Below are 15,194 nucleotides of genomic sequence, written 5' to 3'. Positions count from 1 at the left end.
TAGAAAAGTTTATAGAAGACCCCATTTTAGCCCAAATTTACATTTTTCAAGAAACACTCTGTAAATCTACTAGTATAATAAAAGAAAGAGGTCGTCTTTTCAGACAACCTCCTTTTTTTTATCCCGTTAATTACTTTTCATTTCCAGAATTCTCAAAATCTATTTCATCTTCATTGGGTTTTGTTTTCTTATATATCTCTATTATTCCTGTAAGTTGTCTTAAAGTATTACAATCAAAACTTATAGGGTCTACTTTATAGCCTTTCTCTTCATTTATTTGTTTAAAATAAATAAGCCATGAAAAAACTAATTTTATTATTTGCTTTGATCCTCATTACTTCTTGTTCAAAAGATGATACAAATTATGAGCAAGATATATTTAATGATGATAATTATATGTATTTTGATCCCCCTGCTTGGTTATGGGGAACCTGGACAAATATTCAGGGTGATAAAATAACATTTACACGAAATAATCTAATTTTCAGTGAATATGGAAATCCCATTAATTCTGCTAATGAAGAAATTGCGTATTATGAGAAGAGTTTTGTAAACCCCAATATTCAGGAAACTGCCTATGCGAATTATTACAGCTTAAAATATAATTACGACAATGATTACCGAATGAGGTTTAATATCATTCAGGTATCCGAAAGAATGATTGACATAAGTGGCTTGTTTACAGGAACATTTACTAAAAATTAATCCTTTCTATTCTAAAGTAAAAACCCTTGCAGATGCAATCCTGCAAGGGTTTTTATTTTTATCTCAATCCTTACTTTTCATTAGCAGAATCCTCGAAATCTATTTCATCCTCTTCCGGTTTTTTAAAATCGTTATTCAATAAATCCGTAAGTTTCTTTTTCTCTTTCTGGTTCTTTTTTGTAATAAATGCAATCAAAAAAATTACTACCACAACTAAAACTCCTATTATAACCCAATTGATTTCCATAGTCTTTAATTTTAACTAAATATAAGCTTTTTGAGTATTCAAAATATTACCAAAACGTTAAAAATGAACACTATAAAAAACAATAAGCAAAAAAAAGAGACAATTCGTGTCGCGGCCAGATAAGAGTATTTATTTTTTGTCAGAAATCTTTTTTATATTTAAAACTTCTAAAAGACTATTCCAAAAAACAAATGATTAAAAATTTAAAGAGAAGCCTCTCCATTGGTTTATTAATTTTCATCACTACTATTTTACAAATTTATTGGTCTGTAGGACAATTTTCACAAAGGATATCAAGCGGCAATCCTGACGCTTCATTTTTTGATGATGCTTATCTTATGTCATTATTTACAACTGTTTTCTTAATATTTTTATTTCTTTTGCTTTACCTTATTCAAAACATTTATCTAAAATTTACCAGCCAATTCGTTCTTTTAATTTCAACATGGTTTTTCTGGAATTACACCGTTTTTGTAGATAGGGAATCATCCTGGAGCACATATACTTTTAAAGAAGAACTTTTTTATACTGTTTCGGTTTCTATTCTGCCAATTTTAGTTTTATCTATTCCTACTTTGTTTGCTTTAAATTATATCTTAAAAAACCGTGAATCCAAATAGAAAACCCATCCTGCTAAGAGTATATTTAATACTAAGCTCACTTCTCATTATAGATTGTTTGCTGTATTACTATCAATTTATTAGTTTAAGGGGTTATTATAGCGATGTTGCTTTATTTTGGTTTTGGATTGTTACAACTTTTGCAGTAATTGTACTATTTTGGAAAAAAATAATGGCAAAACTGCTTCTGGCAGGAATGTTATTAGCTCTAATCGCTAGCATTTTGCCAATGATGATCCCTTTTTTCGCATTATTATTTGCCACAACTCCATTAGGATTAATCACAGATAAAGACTTAAATAAAAAATATCGGGCTCAGACTGTTGGTTATAGTGTAATGACACAACCATGGCTTGAAGTAATAGAAAAACATGGTCTTTTTGAAAAAAGAGTAATTACAAGTACCGATTATCAACTTATGGATGATAGAAGAAATGTAAAAGTTAGCTACGCAAAAGATATCATTTTTAATCACGAAACTGACAGTACTTTAACCCTTACCTTATTTTACGGCGGGGCAAATAAAACCATAACTTTCGACAAAAACACAGGAAATATTTTGGCAGTAAAATTGAATTGAACTAAAGACCAAACAACATGACACTATTACTCCGTTGGTTACTCATACCCATAATCGCATTGATTATATTGCTGTTCTGGAAAGGCAGCCCAATCATGATAAAATCAGTATTATTAATTATTCCCCTAATCCTGATTGTTGGCTGGTTTGGTCATGAAGGCGCATTTACAGGAAGTGGCGGATTAGCAAAAGCATACGGTTTGTTATCCTTGGCAGTATTTTTATTTTGTTATGAAATTGGTTTGCTCTTTCATCGTTATTATTTGGCAAAAAAAGACGCAAATACTATAGAAGATGATGTATTGCTAATTATAGGTTTGGTATTATTAATGGCATCATTTGTTTATTTTTTAATTGTAATTTCAAAATAACGAAACATATTATCTTATTATTTTTAATTTTCAGGAGCAGAATTCCCTTTTAAAAAAGACCAATTGTCCCGCTTTCATCTCTATCTTTTTCCTGCTAAAAGAAGCAGTAAAAAAGATACCGCTTCCATCGGAGGTAGATTAGAAGTTTTAGTTTTTACAAAAACTTTTTAGCTAAATTATTTATATGAAAAATTGTATTTTTGTTTACGCCAAAACAATACAAAATAGTAACGTACACAAACAAACCCGTTTTTTACCAAAAATTATTTTGTAAAAGAATTTTAAATACTTTTGAAATATAAAACCATTTGGGCAAGCTGGACGAAGTACGACCGCTGCCCTGAAATATATGTAAACCCGAAACTAACTTTTGTAGTTGTAGACAGTTATATAGTAAAACACAAAAGAAAATAAAAAGATGTGATAGTGCGAATTTACAATCCTTGCCCACAAAGAAAAACACGTTTTCACTACCCAAACTTAATCGATCTTCCAGAAAATTATCTACCCAAAACAGTAGGTTTCTTTGACTTTGTATAAACACGATCTGGCTTGTTGTCCCAGGAAATTACAAGACGGTCTTTTGTTACTTTTTTATTTTTGCCAAATACCATTTATAACGAGAATAATGTACCCAAAGAGAATCGTTTGTATAATTACAGTCGTAAACTTTGCCATTGCTATCGTCTACAAAATAATCAGAATTGATTTCCATTTTACTAAAATCGCCTTTCCCACGAGATTCCCATTTACCGTATGCGTCAGCAATATTTAAAGGTTCTTTTTTCTTTCCAAAAGTTAGATTGAACGCATCTCTTCTGGAGAATTCATTTAATCCTTTGTTTTGTATTGTACTAAAAAATGCTTTTTTGTCATAGATTTTTAGTGGCTTCCAATCAGTATCTAAAATTGCAATTTTAAAATCTTTAGGAAAACCTACCAATGTATCATTAGAGTGTAAAGGCAATACAACATATTGTTCAGTTCCTTTATCTAACACAAGCGGATCTGTAACATTATTTTTTTTTTCGCAATTGCCATTCATCACTTATTTCTTTTACAATTCGTACTGAATCTAATGGATCATAAACCAATTTATATTCTTCTTCGTGTTCACTAATAAATTTTTTGTGACTCGTTAAAGCAGTTTTAATTTCCTGATTTTTATAAAAAGTAATTTCTTCTTCAGAAAATTTACAATCTATATCAATCACTATTTTTTGATCAGAGTCATTTTTCAAATTCAGATATAAAAACCCATTTTCAAATTTATAAGGCTCAGGTTCCCTTGTAGTAGCAATAAAAGAGAAAGAAGAAAGAAGAAAAATAAATTTCAGAAAGACTGGCTGAACTTTATATACAATTGGATCTTTCTTTAATAACTGAAAAGAAACAAGAACACTAACTAAAGCTATAGTATCTGAAAAATCGACGATACGGTAGAAACCAAATAGATCTACAAAACTTTCTGAAAAATGACTTTTCCAGAAACAAAAAAATAAAACAGTAGCAATATGAATTTCTTTGATTCTTTTAGGAAAAAGAACACTCCAGAAAAAAGGAAAAACAACTAACCCTGCAAAATCAGATAACTTTCCGGTGAGATAATTATGAAAGACCGTTTTTAAGAACAAGTCATCTAAAAGAAGAATCAATAACGAAATAAGAAAAACAGGATGTGCTAATCTATTTAAATTTTTTATCATATTTGATTTGACATTATTGAGTAATGGGCATATGAAAAATCAAATTTCAAGCCAAAGAATGCTGTACTTAGCTTTCAATCAATTCGATAATGATATTTGCAATTCGTTCCATAAAAAAATAAAGAATTTTAATCTATTGAAGATTTTCCTCCCCTTTTATATACTTCTTATAATATTTTAAAAAATACAACGGAAAAAACGCTAACGCAATGGGAATATATATAGCGCCAAAAGCTTCATTATATCTTATGACTGAAGCCTCTAATACTAATACAAAAATGTACATTAAAATTGTGAATACATAATACATTCTTTTTTCGTTGTCTTTATCAAAATAGATAAATAGTGATGAAATGAATAAGATAACGTACAGAAACAGATTAAAGAAATATATTGGAATTTCTCCTTTGGATCTTAAATCTCCCTGAAAATAAAAGTTTGTAAAAAACATCAGTAAAATAAAACCCGTAACAAAATCAGATACTAAATGCGACCCTACTTTGTAGGATATAAAACAAATAACGAATAAAAAAGCAAACTCAAAGAAATAATCCGACATATTCAATTCATTAAATGTTTTTATAATTTCAAGACACAAAATTTTTGCGCCTTAGAACTTTCGTAGCAAACCTAATTCAATAAATACCCAAACCTAATCGATCCAAAAAAATAACCTGAATTGGTATTCGTCTCCGGATCTTTTAGTTCTCGTCCTCTATATATAAAGGAATACGACATATTGAAGTTGTTGTGACGATACTTTAAACCAAACTCAGCATTAAAACGAAGCGGCTCAAGCTCGAAAGTAAGCGGACTTGTATTGCTAAACATGCTTCCCTGAATCGTCGCATCATAAAACTGATAGTTGACACTGGGCATCGCATAAAAATAAAATTCCCTGATATTGTATTGCGGCTGAGAACTTATCGAAGCGTCGTGCAAATTCGAATCATAAATTGGGAGTAATTTCTTAAAACCTATTCGGGTCAGGAATCCTGTAGAAACCCCGTCAAAGATGGTTCCCAGATTAGCTTCGGACTGAAAATGAAGATCGATAAAATCATTGTGTTTGGTTGGAAACATTTTCTTCGAATACATTACATGTGCCTGAACAGCAAAAGCATTATGTAATTGGTTTTCCCAACCAAAAACTTCTTTATACCCAATAATATGATGAAAACTTTCCTGAGTTTCTTTCCCTAGCGCATTTGGTCCCATGAAGCCCAACTGAAAATCAGTTTTCAGGACAGCTTCACTTTGGTAAAAAAAGCTTCTTCCGGCTTCGGCAAAAAGATAACCGGTAAAAGGGCGATCATTTATAGTTACCGCCGCTTCATTAATAAATCTCGGATTATAAATATATTGCCCGATACGAAATTCAGTAATTTTTTTATTGATTTTCGGATTCTCATTCTTCGATAAAAAACGATAAAATAGCTCTATACCGTTCGTATAATACATATCATTTTTAGATGATGTATATAAGTCATTATCCGTAATTAAACCAATTTCGGCAGTTTTCGCCTGTCCAAAAGACAAAGCCGATGTCAATGCCAGAAGCGCAATAAAAGATTTTTTATTTCGCATGGTAATTTATTTTTCCAACAGAACGCATTTCACGAACAATTCTTTCTTTTCTTCTGTTGATATAACTTGAAGATCCTGTTGCCTTAAACTTTCTTGGGTTGGGTAAAATTGCTGCAATTCCAGCAGCCTGCATAGGCGTTAAACTTGATGCATCACGACGGTACCAATGTTCTGTTGCGGCATAAGCTCCATAAACACCATCTCCCATTTCTATACTATTCAGATAAACTTCCATGATACGTTCTTTACCCCAGATTAGTTCAATTAAAACCGTAAAATAAGCTTCTAAGCCTTTACGGAGATAACTTTTGCCTTGCCATAAAAACACGTTTTTCGCAGTTTGCTGCGAGATTGTACTTCCACCACGAATTCGACGTCCGCGTTCATTGCTTTTATAGGCTTTCTGAAGAGCTTTAAAATCGAAACCGTTATGCTTTAAAAAAGTTCCATCTTCACTGGCAATAACTGCTTTTTGTAAATTCATTGAGATTTTCTCGATTGGCTCCCAATCGTGATCAAAGAAAACTTCCTTGCCATCTAATTTATTTTCGATAGCACGAATTATCATTAACGGTGTAAAAGGTACCGGAATATATTTGAAGAATACAACAGACGCAATTGAAATCCCGAAGAACCACAAACATAATTTAATAAAAAACCATTTTACTTTTTCGCCAAAAGAGCGATTGCCTTTTTTGGATGTTGTTTTAGATTTCGGTTTGTTAACCGTTGATTTTGGCGCTGGTTTTGCTGCCGGTTTTGGTATCGGTCTTTTGGTTACTCCCATTATATTAAATCTGCTAATTCTGTTTTTATTATATTTCAGGTTACTATATTAATTCCGCTCAAACGTATTCTACAAAACACGTTTTCAAACAGTTGAACAGCAACAGGATTTTACTATTTCCTATTTCAAAGATTCCGCTCCAACGAGGAGCAATCCGGAAATCCTGATTCGGTAAAATTACATTTTTAAGTAAATCTTACAATTTATTTTCTACAATTTTCGTCAGGACAAATTCTGCGGTCAAATTTTTATAAAAATACTGCTTTTTGGTTCACCATATAAGTAATATAAGTTCATTTAAAAGTTTTCTTGTCACGTATAAAAACAACTTTTAAAACATTTTATTTTTAAATTAAGCGTTATAGAGATTAAGAAAAATCAAGCATTACTTATTAATATGACTTAATCCCGTAATAGTAAAAAGCAAACCTTAAAATGAACTTATATTACTTATATGGTTTAATACTTTTTAACATTTACTGCTAAAATATATTTGTACTTTTAGCCTCACGAATATTAGAATTTTATTATGAAAAAAGTATTATTTACAACCTTAATAATGATGAGTTTAAACGCTATCGGACAGAATGTAATGTCTCCGGAATTGTTATGGAAATTAGGAAGAGTGAGTGCTCTTGGACTTTCAAAAGATGCGAAGAATGTTGTTTTTAAGGTTTCGACTCCTTCTATCGAAGAAAACAAATCGTCTTCTAAATTTTACATTATCCCTGTAAATGGCGGAAATGCAACTGAAATCAAAGACACAAAAGAGGTTATAGCTGATAAAAATGTTTCTCCTGATGGAAAATTTTTAGTTTACAACGAAGAAGTAAAAATCGACAAGGTTTTAGGTAAAGATTTTTATCCAAAACTGGACAAATCAGATGCTCAAATTTATGATGGTTTAGATTATCGTCATTGGGACACCTGGAACGAAGGTAAATTTAACCACGTTTTTTATAAAGAAAACAAAGACGGTGCAAAAGGAATTGACATCCTGAAAGGCGAAAACTTTGATTCTCCTCAAAAACCTTTTGGTGGCGACGAAGATTATATCTGGTCTCCTGACGGAAAAAGCATTTTGTATGTATGCAAGAAAAAAGCAGGAACGCAATATGCAATTTCTACCAATACCGATATCTACGAGTACAATTTAGATACTCAGAAAACGATCAATAGAACTGAAGAGAATTTAGGTTACGATATGGCACCTCAATTTTCTCCAACAGGAAATTTGACCTGGTTACAAATGAAACGCGACGGTTATGAAGCGGATAAAAACGATATTATTGTCGAGTTTAAAGGAATCAAAACAAACTTAACGGCAAATTGGGACGGAACGGTTGATAATTTCATCTGGAGTAAAGATGGTAAAAACGTATTTTTTGTAGCCGCTGTCGATGGTACAAAACAATTATTTACTGTAAACTTCCCGGGATTAACCAGAATTGCGATTACTGTTCGTCAGTTGACAAATGGAGATTTTGATGTAAATGATTTAGTTGGTCTTGCAGGCGATGATATTATCGTAACAAGAAACGATATGAACCACGCTCCGGAAATTTATTCTTTTAACTTAAAGAAAAACACCTGGAAACAATTAACCAATGTTAACACAGAAACATATAAAACATTAGCACTTAGCAAAACAGAGAAACGTTACGTTACGACTACTGATGGTAAAAAAATGTTGGTTTGGGTAATTTTACCTCCAAATTTTGATGCTTCTAAAAAATATCCAACTTTATTATTCTGTCAGGGAGGACCTCAATCTCCGTTGACACAATCGTATTCTTTCCGTTGGAATTTTCAATTAATGGCTGCTAAAGGTTATGTAGTTGTTGCACCAAACCGTCGCGGAATGCCGGGACATGGTGTTGAATGGAACGAACAAATTAGTAAAGACTGGGGCGGACAGGTTATGGACGATTACCTTTCTGCAATCGATGATGTTTCTAAAGAAAAATATGTAGACAAATCGCGTTTGGGTTGTATTGGTGCAAGCTACGGAGGATATTCAGTATTTTATTTAGCTGGAATTCACAAAAACCGTTTCAAAACTTTTATCGCGCACGATGGAGTGTTCAATACGGTAAGTATGTTAGGAACTACTGAGGAAGTTTTCTTTAACAACTGGGATTTTGGTGGTCCTTACTGGGAAAAAGATAATGCTGTAGCTCAAAAAGCATATACTGTTTTTAACCCTGCAACTTTAGTTCAAAACTGGAATAAACCAATTTTGATTTTCCAGGGAGGAAAAGATTTCCGTGTACCAATCGGGCAAGGACAAGAAGCTTTTCAGGCTGCACAATTAAGAGGAATCAAATCTAGATTTGTGTACTTCCCTGACGAAAATCACTGGGTTTTACATCCTCAAAACGCTCAGGTTTGGCAAGGTGAATTTTTTAAATGGTTAGACGAGACGCTTTAATCATTTCATACAAACATGCAATAGCCGTAGATTTTATATAATCTACGGCTATTTTGTTTTTTTAACCTTTTAATTATGTAAAAGATTAGCATTAATTTGTATTTCTAAGAGAGAAATTTTGAATAAATTGCAGCAATTTCCCATCACAAAACGTCCCAATCCCACAACAACAATCTATGGAGAGCAAAAAAAGTTACACAGCACTTAAAGTTTTATTCAGTTATGTTGCTTTACTGGCTTTGGTTGTTACTGTTGGATGGTTTTTATATTCTGAAAATGTAGTTTATAATAAATTAGAAGATAAAATTGCGTTTGAAAAAACGAAGATTCTTAGGGTTAGTAAACTATTTTCGAATGTATACAAAACAGAAAGCTTAGCAAGGAAAACAATCCAGACCAACTCTGAGGAAGACTTTAGAAATTACATTATAGAAACGGATTCTCTAAAAAACAGAATCGATACTTTAAAAAAAATTGTTACTACCCAATATCAAAAGACATTACTGGATAGTGTAACTTATCTATTGTCTGAAAAAACAAAAAATATTCAACAATTAAAAACCATAAAAAATAAAGCCGAAGACGAAGTTTCGGTCAATACTGCTATTGATGAAATTACTAAAATGGAGTTCAAACTCCGAAAATTAGAACTTCAGGATTTCAACAAAAACCCAAATCAATTAGGAACCTACCAACGTAATGTATTGCAAAAATATGTTGATTACCTCAATCAAAACATTCCCGACGACAGCACCAATACGCTGAGCAAACAAGCCTCTGACTCAATTTTGGCCAATTCTAAAAAACTGCTGAGCAATGTAAAAATAAAGACCGAAAAGAAAAAAGAATCGCTGAATTTTGAAGAAAACAAATTGCTGAAAAATGAAATTGCAATTTCGGACCAACTTCGAAAAGTACTGCGCATTATCGAACGAGAAATCATCATTAACTCCATAAAGAACAACTCATTAAAAGAAAAATCCCTTAAAAAAGTCAACGAGATTGTAACCGTTTCGGCTATTATTGGTCTGGTATTAACCTTATTCTTTTCGTTTTTGATTGTGAGCGATTACTCTAAATCTCAATTGTATAAAAAACAGCTTGAGATTGCGAATTTTAAAACGAAGAACTTACTTAAAAGCCGTGAACAACTCATCTCGACCGTTAGTCACGATTTAAAAACTCCTTTGAGTACTATTGTGGGGTATTCTGAACTTTTAGGAAACTCAGATGTCAATACAAAACAATCGTATTTTATTAAAAACATCAAAAATTCATCTGAATATATTACACAATTAGTTCAGGATTTATTGGACTTTTCTAAAATTGAAGCCGGAAAAATCAGCATTGAAAAGGTTCCGTTTTTATTACCTGATGTTATCGACGAAGTAGCTAAAAGCATTCAGACCGTCTACAAACAAAAAGACATTGACCTTATTATTAATGTTGATGAAAAACTCAATACAAGAATTGTTGGAGATCCATTCAGACTAAAACAAATCCTGAGCAATCTAATAGGAAATGCCTATAAATTTACTGAGGAAGGTTTTATAAAAATCAGCGCTTACACAACGGATCATGACGAAAAATTTGTCATTAGAATTCAGGATTCAGGAATTGGAATCGAGAAAGGAAACCAGAAATTAGTTTTTGAGGAATTTGCACAAGCGAATGAAAACATTGAGAAAAAATATGGCGGGACTGGTTTAGGATTGTCGATCTGTCAAAAAATCATAGCTATTTTAGGAGGAGATTTAAAACTGGAAAGCACTTTTGGAAAAGGAAGTACTTTTGAAGTTCAGCTTCCCCTGCAGTTTGACAATAGTCAGAACTCAATTCCTGAGATTAAGAAACCTGTTATTCAAAATACCAGAAAACAAACGTTTATTGTCTTAGACGATGACATTAATCTTCTAAATTTAACGAGCGGCGTTTTACGACAAGAACAACATCAGGTATTGTCTTTTAGCAGTGCTGCAAAAGCATTGGAAGCGATCCAGAACACCAATTTTGATTTTGTGATCACTGATATCCAAATGCCGGAAATGGATGGTTTTATGTTCCTGAAAAAATTAAAAACTTCGGGATATTCGACCTATAAAAACCAACCTATAATTGCATTAACCGGAAGAACAGATCTGGATCCTGCTGTTTACAGCGAGGCCGGTTTTACAACTGTAATACAAAAACCATATTCGCCAAAAATACTGTTAGAAACAATTCATCTTATTTTAGAAAATGATACATTACCCAATGTCAGCATTAATAAAGGAGAAGAAAAAACCAGTTCTAAACTGTATTCAGTCGAAACTTTAAACGAGTTTTTAGGCAATGACGAAAAGGCATTACGAGAAGTTTTGAAATCATTTATAGAAAGCAGCAGTGAGAACTTAAGTTTATTAGAAGTCGCAATTGCAGAAAAAAATATAACCGAAATAAACTCTATTGCTCACAGAATCGCACCTATGTTCAAACAAATCCAGGCGCGTGAAATTGGCGAAATTTTAAAAGTTTTAGAAAATAAAAACCTTGAAACTTCTGATCTAAATGATCTTTTTAAAGTGTTGAAATCAAAAACAGACTTACTTTTTACAGCTTTAAATAAAGAAATAGCTTAATCTATATTGTATTGCTTTAATTTATTATAAAGTGTTTTACGGGTAATTTTAAGCAATTTTGCAGCCTCAGATTTATTGTTCTGTGCTTTTGACAAAGCATGAATAATGGCTTCTTTTTCATTTTCAGATAATGAAAAATTACCGTTTGTGGTTTGTTGTTTCTGTATCTGGAAGAATTCAGCTGGTAAAACTTCGCTTTCGATAAAATCTCCCTGAGATAAAAGGGTTGCACGTTTAACACAATTTTGCAATTCACGTAAATTTCCGGGCCAGTTGTAATTTTGAAAAATAGCAACAACTTCCGGCGAAAATCCTATAATATCTTTATTCAACTGTTCATTGGCTTTTTCCAGAAAATAATCTGCAAAAACCATCAAATCTTCATCCCTGTCTTTTAGCGATGGCGACTGAATAGAGAATTCGTTGATTCTATGGTATAAATCTTCTCTGAAATCACCGTTTTTTACTGCTTCACGTAAATCTTCGTTTGTAGCGGTAATGATTCGGATATCGACGTTAATTTCTTTATTGCTCCCTACTGGTTTAATTTTTCGCTCCTGAAGCGCTCTTAACAACTGTATTTGATTTTCGTATGAAAGATTACCAATTTCATCTAAAAAAAGAGTTCCGCCGTTAGCAGCTTCAAAATACCCCATTTTGTCATTGATTGCCCCGGTAAAAGATCCTTTTAAATGTCCGAAGAATTCACTTGCAGCCAATTCCTTTGGAATAGCTCCGCAATCAACGGCAATAAAATTATTATTCTTTCGCAAACTTTGCTGATGAATACTTTTAGCGATGATTTCTTTTCCTGTTCCGCTTTCTCCAATAATCAAAACCGACATATCTGTTGGACTTACCAAATGAATGTGATCCAATAATTTTTTTGAAGCAACAGAAATTCCTTTTACAAACTCGTTTTCAGTATTGGTTTGTTTCTTTACAGATTTCTTTTCCTTTACAGGAACTTCTTCTATTTCTGAAGTTTTTAAGGCATTTGTAATAACCAATAAAACCTCATCCGGATTAAAAGGTTTCGAGATATAATCTGCTGCACCATTTTTAATAGCTTTAACCGCAGTATTTACATCAGAATATCCTGTCATAAGTATAACAGGCACTTCAGGATATGATGCTTTAATTTCCGTCATCAATCCAATACCGTCAGAATCTGGCAAACGAAGATCTGTCAAAATCAAATCGAAGGATTCTTTTTTGATTGCTAGTCTCGCTTCCGCAGCAGAGAAAGCAATTGTTACATCGTATGATTTTTTTACTAGAAATTTCTCTAATAATTTACAAAACGAAATATCATCTTCTATCAGTAATATCTTTGGCATTTGTTTTTAGGGACTTTTTTGCTAAAATAAGATTATTAAAATTGTCTTTTCACAAAATTATGCAAAAAAAAAGAGATTGCATATTGCAATCTCTTTTTCACCAAAAACATAAATCTAAATTCACCTAATTTATATCTTCAACCAGTTGCCATTGACATCTGAAAAAACAGTAGCCCTTTGGTCACCAACCGATATTTCGAGTTTATACTCTTTTTTTTCATTCACAAATGCCTTGTCCAGTTTTGCTCCCGGATAAGCAGTTTGCAGTGCGGTTTTTATAGCAGCCGGTACAGCATCTGCACTCACTTCTGTATATTCTGCCTGAGCAGAAACAACCGCCTTAGTTTGTGTTGGACTTGTCTCATTACTTGCGTAAGTAGACAAACTTCCTAATACTATTATTGCTGATACGATTAACTTTTTCATAATGCTATCCTTAAATTATTTTTTAATGATGTTTCCTGAAGCATCTGTAAATACAGTATACTTTTTGTCACCATTAGAGATCTCTAACTTGTACTCATTCTTTTCGTTTTTATACGCTTTTTCAAGTTTCGTATTTGGAAAAGATTTTTCGACTGTAGATTTTACAGCTGCCGGAACGGCATCTGCACCAATTTCAGTAAATTCATCCTGAACGGTCACTGACTGGGTCATTGACGTTTTTACTACAGGATTAGCTGCCTGAACTGACAAACCTCCTAAAATGATTGCTGCTGATAAGATTAACTTTTTCATAATAATAGTTTTTATGGGTTACTTATAATTACTTTTTAATAATGTTACCAGAAGCATCTGTATAAACAGTAGATTTTTCACCTCTTACGGTAATCTCTATTTTATACTCTTTCTTCTCGTTTACATATGCTTTATCCAATTTCACACCTGGATAAGCATTGTCTAAAGCTGTTTTAATAGCTGCCGGAACAGCATCAACTTCTTTATATTCGTCCTGACTTACATTTACTGATTGTACCATTGAACTTGTCACGGCTACATTTCCTGCTTGCATTGACAAACCTCCTAATAGGATGGCTGCCGATAAGATTAACTTTTTCATAGTGATAGTTTTTATAGTTTAATTTCTAAATTATTTTTTGATCCAAGATCCATCTGCATTAGCAAAAAGAGACCCTACTTTGTCACCAACGGTAACATCAAGTTTATACTCTGATTTAGCATTTTTGTATGCTTTTGAAAGTACTGCATCCGGATACGCTTTTTTAAGAGCATCTGTAATTGCAGCTGGTACTTCTTCCACTTTAATTTCAGTGTACTCGTCCTGAATTGTAATTGTTTTTACGATTGTATTTGTAATTGTAGAAGTTGAAGCAAATGAAGTTAAACTTCCCAAAACTATTGCGGCTGATAAAAATAGATTTTTCATAATATATATATTTTAAATGTAAAGTTAATTAATTGATTTTAAGTAGTTTTTATTATTTTTTAATCCAAGATCCATCTGCGTTAGCAAAAAGATTCCCTACTTTGTCACCAACGGTAACATCAAGTTTATATTCTGCTTTTTCGTTTTTGTATGCTTTAGTAATTACTGCATCAGGATATGCTTTTTTCAAAGACTCTGAAATAGCTGCTGGCAATTCTTCTAATTTGATTTCTGTGTATTCATCTTCAATAGAAATCGTTTTTACGATATTATTTGTAATAGGAGAAGTTGAAGCGAATGAAGTTAAACTTCCTAAAACAATTGCGGCTGATAAAAATAGATTTTTCATAATGTGTATATTTTAATTATTTAATAGTTGTTTACGCTTTAGATAATGAAATTATTATGCCGCAACTCAAACATCCTCTCCATACCTGCATAAAACCCTATATTTAAAGACTTTATCACTAATGTGCCAAAAAATTAATTTACAAAAAAGTGTATAATTCCTCTAAACGGTGTGTAAAAAGTATACACAAATAATGTTTACTTAGTTGTTTTCTTGAATAAAAGTACCCGACAGGTTTTAGAAATCTGTCGGGTTTAACAAGATCAATTATAACACAAAAAGACTGATTCAACTGAAAGCTTTCGACTTTGCTCAGGATGACATTGCTTTTCAAAATAAATACACCATCACCCTGATCGGATAGGAGCCTAGGGATTAATTCCCTAGGCGACCTTCCACACCACCCGGCATACGGATCCGTACCAAGGCGGTTCTTAATTTACGATACATTTTAAGATAGATACCT

General features: G+C 32.3%; 18 protein-coding genes. 7 read left to right on the top strand and 11 right to left on the bottom strand.

The window, feature by feature from the left end:
* On the top strand, positions 1 to 260 hold a 260-nt coding region (locus NJT12_RS23930; RefSeq protein WP_271338627.1), incomplete at its 5' end, for a hypothetical protein.
* Positions 261 to 297: 37 nt separating this feature from the next.
* Positions 298 to 705: a hypothetical protein gene (locus NJT12_RS23925; RefSeq protein WP_271338626.1), complete on the top strand. Its 408-nt coding sequence runs from the start codon at positions 298 to 300 to the stop codon at positions 703 to 705.
* Positions 706 to 775: 70 nt separating this feature from the next.
* Here the strand turns inward: NJT12_RS23925 and NJT12_RS23920 are convergent, their stop codons facing one another.
* Positions 776 to 952 carry a hypothetical protein gene (locus NJT12_RS23920; protein WP_271338625.1) on the bottom strand — a complete coding sequence of 59 codons (177 nt, stop codon included), beginning with the start codon at positions 950 to 952 and terminating at the stop codon, positions 776 to 778.
* Between the two features lie 191 nt (positions 953 to 1,143).
* Between NJT12_RS23920 and NJT12_RS23915 the strand changes: the two genes are divergently transcribed.
* From NJT12_RS23915 to NJT12_RS23905, 3 genes are all read left to right on the top strand, one after another.
* Positions 1,144 to 1,572, top strand: coding sequence for a hypothetical protein (locus NJT12_RS23915; RefSeq protein WP_271338624.1), 429 nt, complete (start codon positions 1,144 to 1,146; stop codon positions 1,570 to 1,572).
* Positions 1,573 to 1,744: 172 nt separating this feature from the next.
* Positions 1,745 to 2,152: a hypothetical protein gene (locus tag NJT12_RS23910; RefSeq protein WP_271338623.1), complete on the top strand. Its 408-nt coding sequence runs from the start codon at positions 1,745 to 1,747 to the stop codon at positions 2,150 to 2,152.
* A gap of 17 nt (positions 2,153 to 2,169) precedes the next feature.
* Entirely contained in the window at positions 2,170 to 2,523 is a 354-nt protein-coding gene (locus tag NJT12_RS23905; protein WP_271338622.1) for a hypothetical protein, read from the top strand.
* A 586-nt stretch (positions 2,524 to 3,109) separates the two neighbouring features.
* On the opposite strand, the gene NJT12_RS23900 is transcribed toward NJT12_RS23905, so the two are convergent.
* From NJT12_RS23900 to mtgA, 4 genes are all read right to left on the bottom strand, one after another.
* Positions 3,110 to 3,568, bottom strand: a complete 459-nt coding sequence (locus NJT12_RS23900; protein WP_271338621.1) for a hypothetical protein — start codon at positions 3,566 to 3,568, stop codon at positions 3,110 to 3,112.
* Positions 3,540 to 4,229 carry a hypothetical protein gene (locus NJT12_RS23895; protein WP_271338620.1) on the bottom strand — a complete coding sequence of 230 codons (690 nt, stop codon included), beginning with the start codon at positions 4,227 to 4,229 and terminating at the stop codon, positions 3,540 to 3,542. The genes NJT12_RS23900 and NJT12_RS23895 overlap by 29 nt, the downstream gene beginning before the upstream one ends.
* A 630-nt stretch (positions 4,230 to 4,859) precedes the next feature.
* Positions 4,860 to 5,816 (bottom strand): lipid A deacylase LpxR family protein, encoded by a 957-nt coding sequence (locus NJT12_RS23890; RefSeq protein WP_271338619.1) that lies wholly within the window; start codon positions 5,814 to 5,816, stop codon positions 4,860 to 4,862.
* Entirely contained in the window at positions 5,806 to 6,603 is a 798-nt protein-coding gene (mtgA, locus tag NJT12_RS23885) for a monofunctional biosynthetic peptidoglycan transglycosylase (RefSeq protein ID WP_271338618.1), read from the bottom strand. Before mtgA ends, NJT12_RS23890 begins: the two co-directional genes overlap by 11 nt.
* A gap of 529 nt (positions 6,604 to 7,132) precedes the next feature.
* On the opposite strand from mtgA, the gene NJT12_RS23880 reads away from it, so the two are divergent.
* Positions 7,133 to 9,034 carry a S9 family peptidase gene (locus NJT12_RS23880; protein ID WP_271338617.1) on the top strand — a complete coding sequence of 634 codons (1,902 nt, stop codon included), beginning with the start codon at positions 7,133 to 7,135 and terminating at the stop codon, positions 9,032 to 9,034.
* A gap of 176 nt (positions 9,035 to 9,210) precedes the next feature.
* Positions 9,211 to 11,652 carry an ATP-binding protein gene (locus NJT12_RS23875; protein ID WP_271338616.1) on the top strand — a complete coding sequence of 814 codons (2,442 nt, stop codon included), beginning with the start codon at positions 9,211 to 9,213 and terminating at the stop codon, positions 11,650 to 11,652.
* Here NJT12_RS23875 and NJT12_RS23870 read toward each other — a convergent pair.
* The 6 genes from NJT12_RS23870 to NJT12_RS23845 form a co-directional block, all read right to left on the bottom strand.
* Entirely contained in the window at positions 11,649 to 12,992 is a 1,344-nt protein-coding gene (locus NJT12_RS23870) for a sigma-54-dependent transcriptional regulator (RefSeq protein WP_271338615.1), read from the bottom strand. The genes NJT12_RS23875 and NJT12_RS23870 overlap by 4 nt on opposite strands.
* 129 nt (positions 12,993 to 13,121) lie before the next feature.
* A complete protein-coding gene (locus NJT12_RS23865; RefSeq protein WP_271338614.1) occupies positions 13,122 to 13,418 on the bottom strand; it encodes a PepSY-like domain-containing protein in 297 nt (98 codons plus the stop codon).
* Positions 13,419 to 13,433: 15 nt separating this feature from the next.
* Entirely contained in the window at positions 13,434 to 13,730 is a 297-nt protein-coding gene (locus NJT12_RS23860) for a PepSY-like domain-containing protein (RefSeq protein WP_271338613.1), read from the bottom strand.
* A gap of 28 nt (positions 13,731 to 13,758) precedes the next feature.
* Positions 13,759 to 14,052, bottom strand: coding sequence for a hypothetical protein (locus NJT12_RS23855; RefSeq protein ID WP_271338612.1), 294 nt, complete (start codon positions 14,050 to 14,052; stop codon positions 13,759 to 13,761).
* Between the two features lie 30 nt (positions 14,053 to 14,082).
* Positions 14,083 to 14,379 carry a hypothetical protein gene (locus NJT12_RS23850; RefSeq protein ID WP_271338611.1) on the bottom strand — a complete coding sequence of 99 codons (297 nt, stop codon included), beginning with the start codon at positions 14,377 to 14,379 and terminating at the stop codon, positions 14,083 to 14,085.
* 52 nt (positions 14,380 to 14,431) lie between these two features.
* Entirely contained in the window at positions 14,432 to 14,728 is a 297-nt protein-coding gene (locus tag NJT12_RS23845) for a hypothetical protein (protein WP_271338610.1), read from the bottom strand.
* Between the last annotated feature and the right edge of the window lie 466 nt (positions 14,729 to 15,194).

The organism is Flavobacterium azizsancarii (assembly GCF_027980145.1).
GTDB classification, from domain to species: Bacteria; Bacteroidota; Bacteroidia; order Flavobacteriales; family Flavobacteriaceae; genus Flavobacterium; species Flavobacterium azizsancarii.
This window is presented reverse-complemented; position numbering and strand designations above follow the sequence as displayed.

Coding starts and splice junctions, on each gene's coding strand:
- NJT12_RS23925 (WP_271338626.1), top strand. CDS start 298: ATGAAAAAACTAATTTTATTATTTGCTTTGATCCTCATTACTTCTTGT.
- NJT12_RS23920 (WP_271338625.1), bottom strand. CDS start 952: ATGGAAATCAATTGGGTTATAATAGGAGTTTTAGTTGTGGTAGTAATT.
- NJT12_RS23915 (WP_271338624.1), top strand. CDS start 1,144: ATGATTAAAAATTTAAAGAGAAGCCTCTCCATTGGTTTATTAATTTTC.
- NJT12_RS23910 (WP_271338623.1), top strand. CDS start 1,745: ATGGCAAAACTGCTTCTGGCAGGAATGTTATTAGCTCTAATCGCTAGC.
- NJT12_RS23905 (WP_271338622.1), top strand. CDS start 2,170: ATGACACTATTACTCCGTTGGTTACTCATACCCATAATCGCATTGATT.
- NJT12_RS23900 (WP_271338621.1), bottom strand. CDS start 3,568: ATGAATGGCAATTGCGAAAAAAAAAATAATGTTACAGATCCGCTTGTG.
- NJT12_RS23895 (WP_271338620.1), bottom strand. CDS start 4,229: ATGATAAAAAATTTAAATAGATTAGCACATCCTGTTTTTCTTATTTCG.
- NJT12_RS23890 (WP_271338619.1), bottom strand. CDS start 5,816: ATGCGAAATAAAAAATCTTTTATTGCGCTTCTGGCATTGACATCGGCT.
- mtgA (WP_271338618.1), bottom strand. CDS start 6,603: ATGGGAGTAACCAAAAGACCGATACCAAAACCGGCAGCAAAACCAGCG.
- NJT12_RS23880 (WP_271338617.1), top strand. CDS start 7,133: ATGAAAAAAGTATTATTTACAACCTTAATAATGATGAGTTTAAACGCT.
- NJT12_RS23875 (WP_271338616.1), top strand. CDS start 9,211: ATGGAGAGCAAAAAAAGTTACACAGCACTTAAAGTTTTATTCAGTTAT.
- NJT12_RS23870 (WP_271338615.1), bottom strand. CDS start 12,992: ATGCCAAAGATATTACTGATAGAAGATGATATTTCGTTTTGTAAATTA.
- NJT12_RS23865 (WP_271338614.1), bottom strand. CDS start 13,418: ATGAAAAAGTTAATCGTATCAGCAATAATAGTATTAGGAAGTTTGTCT.
- NJT12_RS23860 (WP_271338613.1), bottom strand. CDS start 13,730: ATGAAAAAGTTAATCTTATCAGCAGCAATCATTTTAGGAGGTTTGTCA.
- NJT12_RS23855 (WP_271338612.1), bottom strand. CDS start 14,052: ATGAAAAAGTTAATCTTATCGGCAGCCATCCTATTAGGAGGTTTGTCA.
- NJT12_RS23850 (WP_271338611.1), bottom strand. CDS start 14,379: ATGAAAAATCTATTTTTATCAGCCGCAATAGTTTTGGGAAGTTTAACT.
- NJT12_RS23845 (WP_271338610.1), bottom strand. CDS start 14,728: ATGAAAAATCTATTTTTATCAGCCGCAATTGTTTTAGGAAGTTTAACT.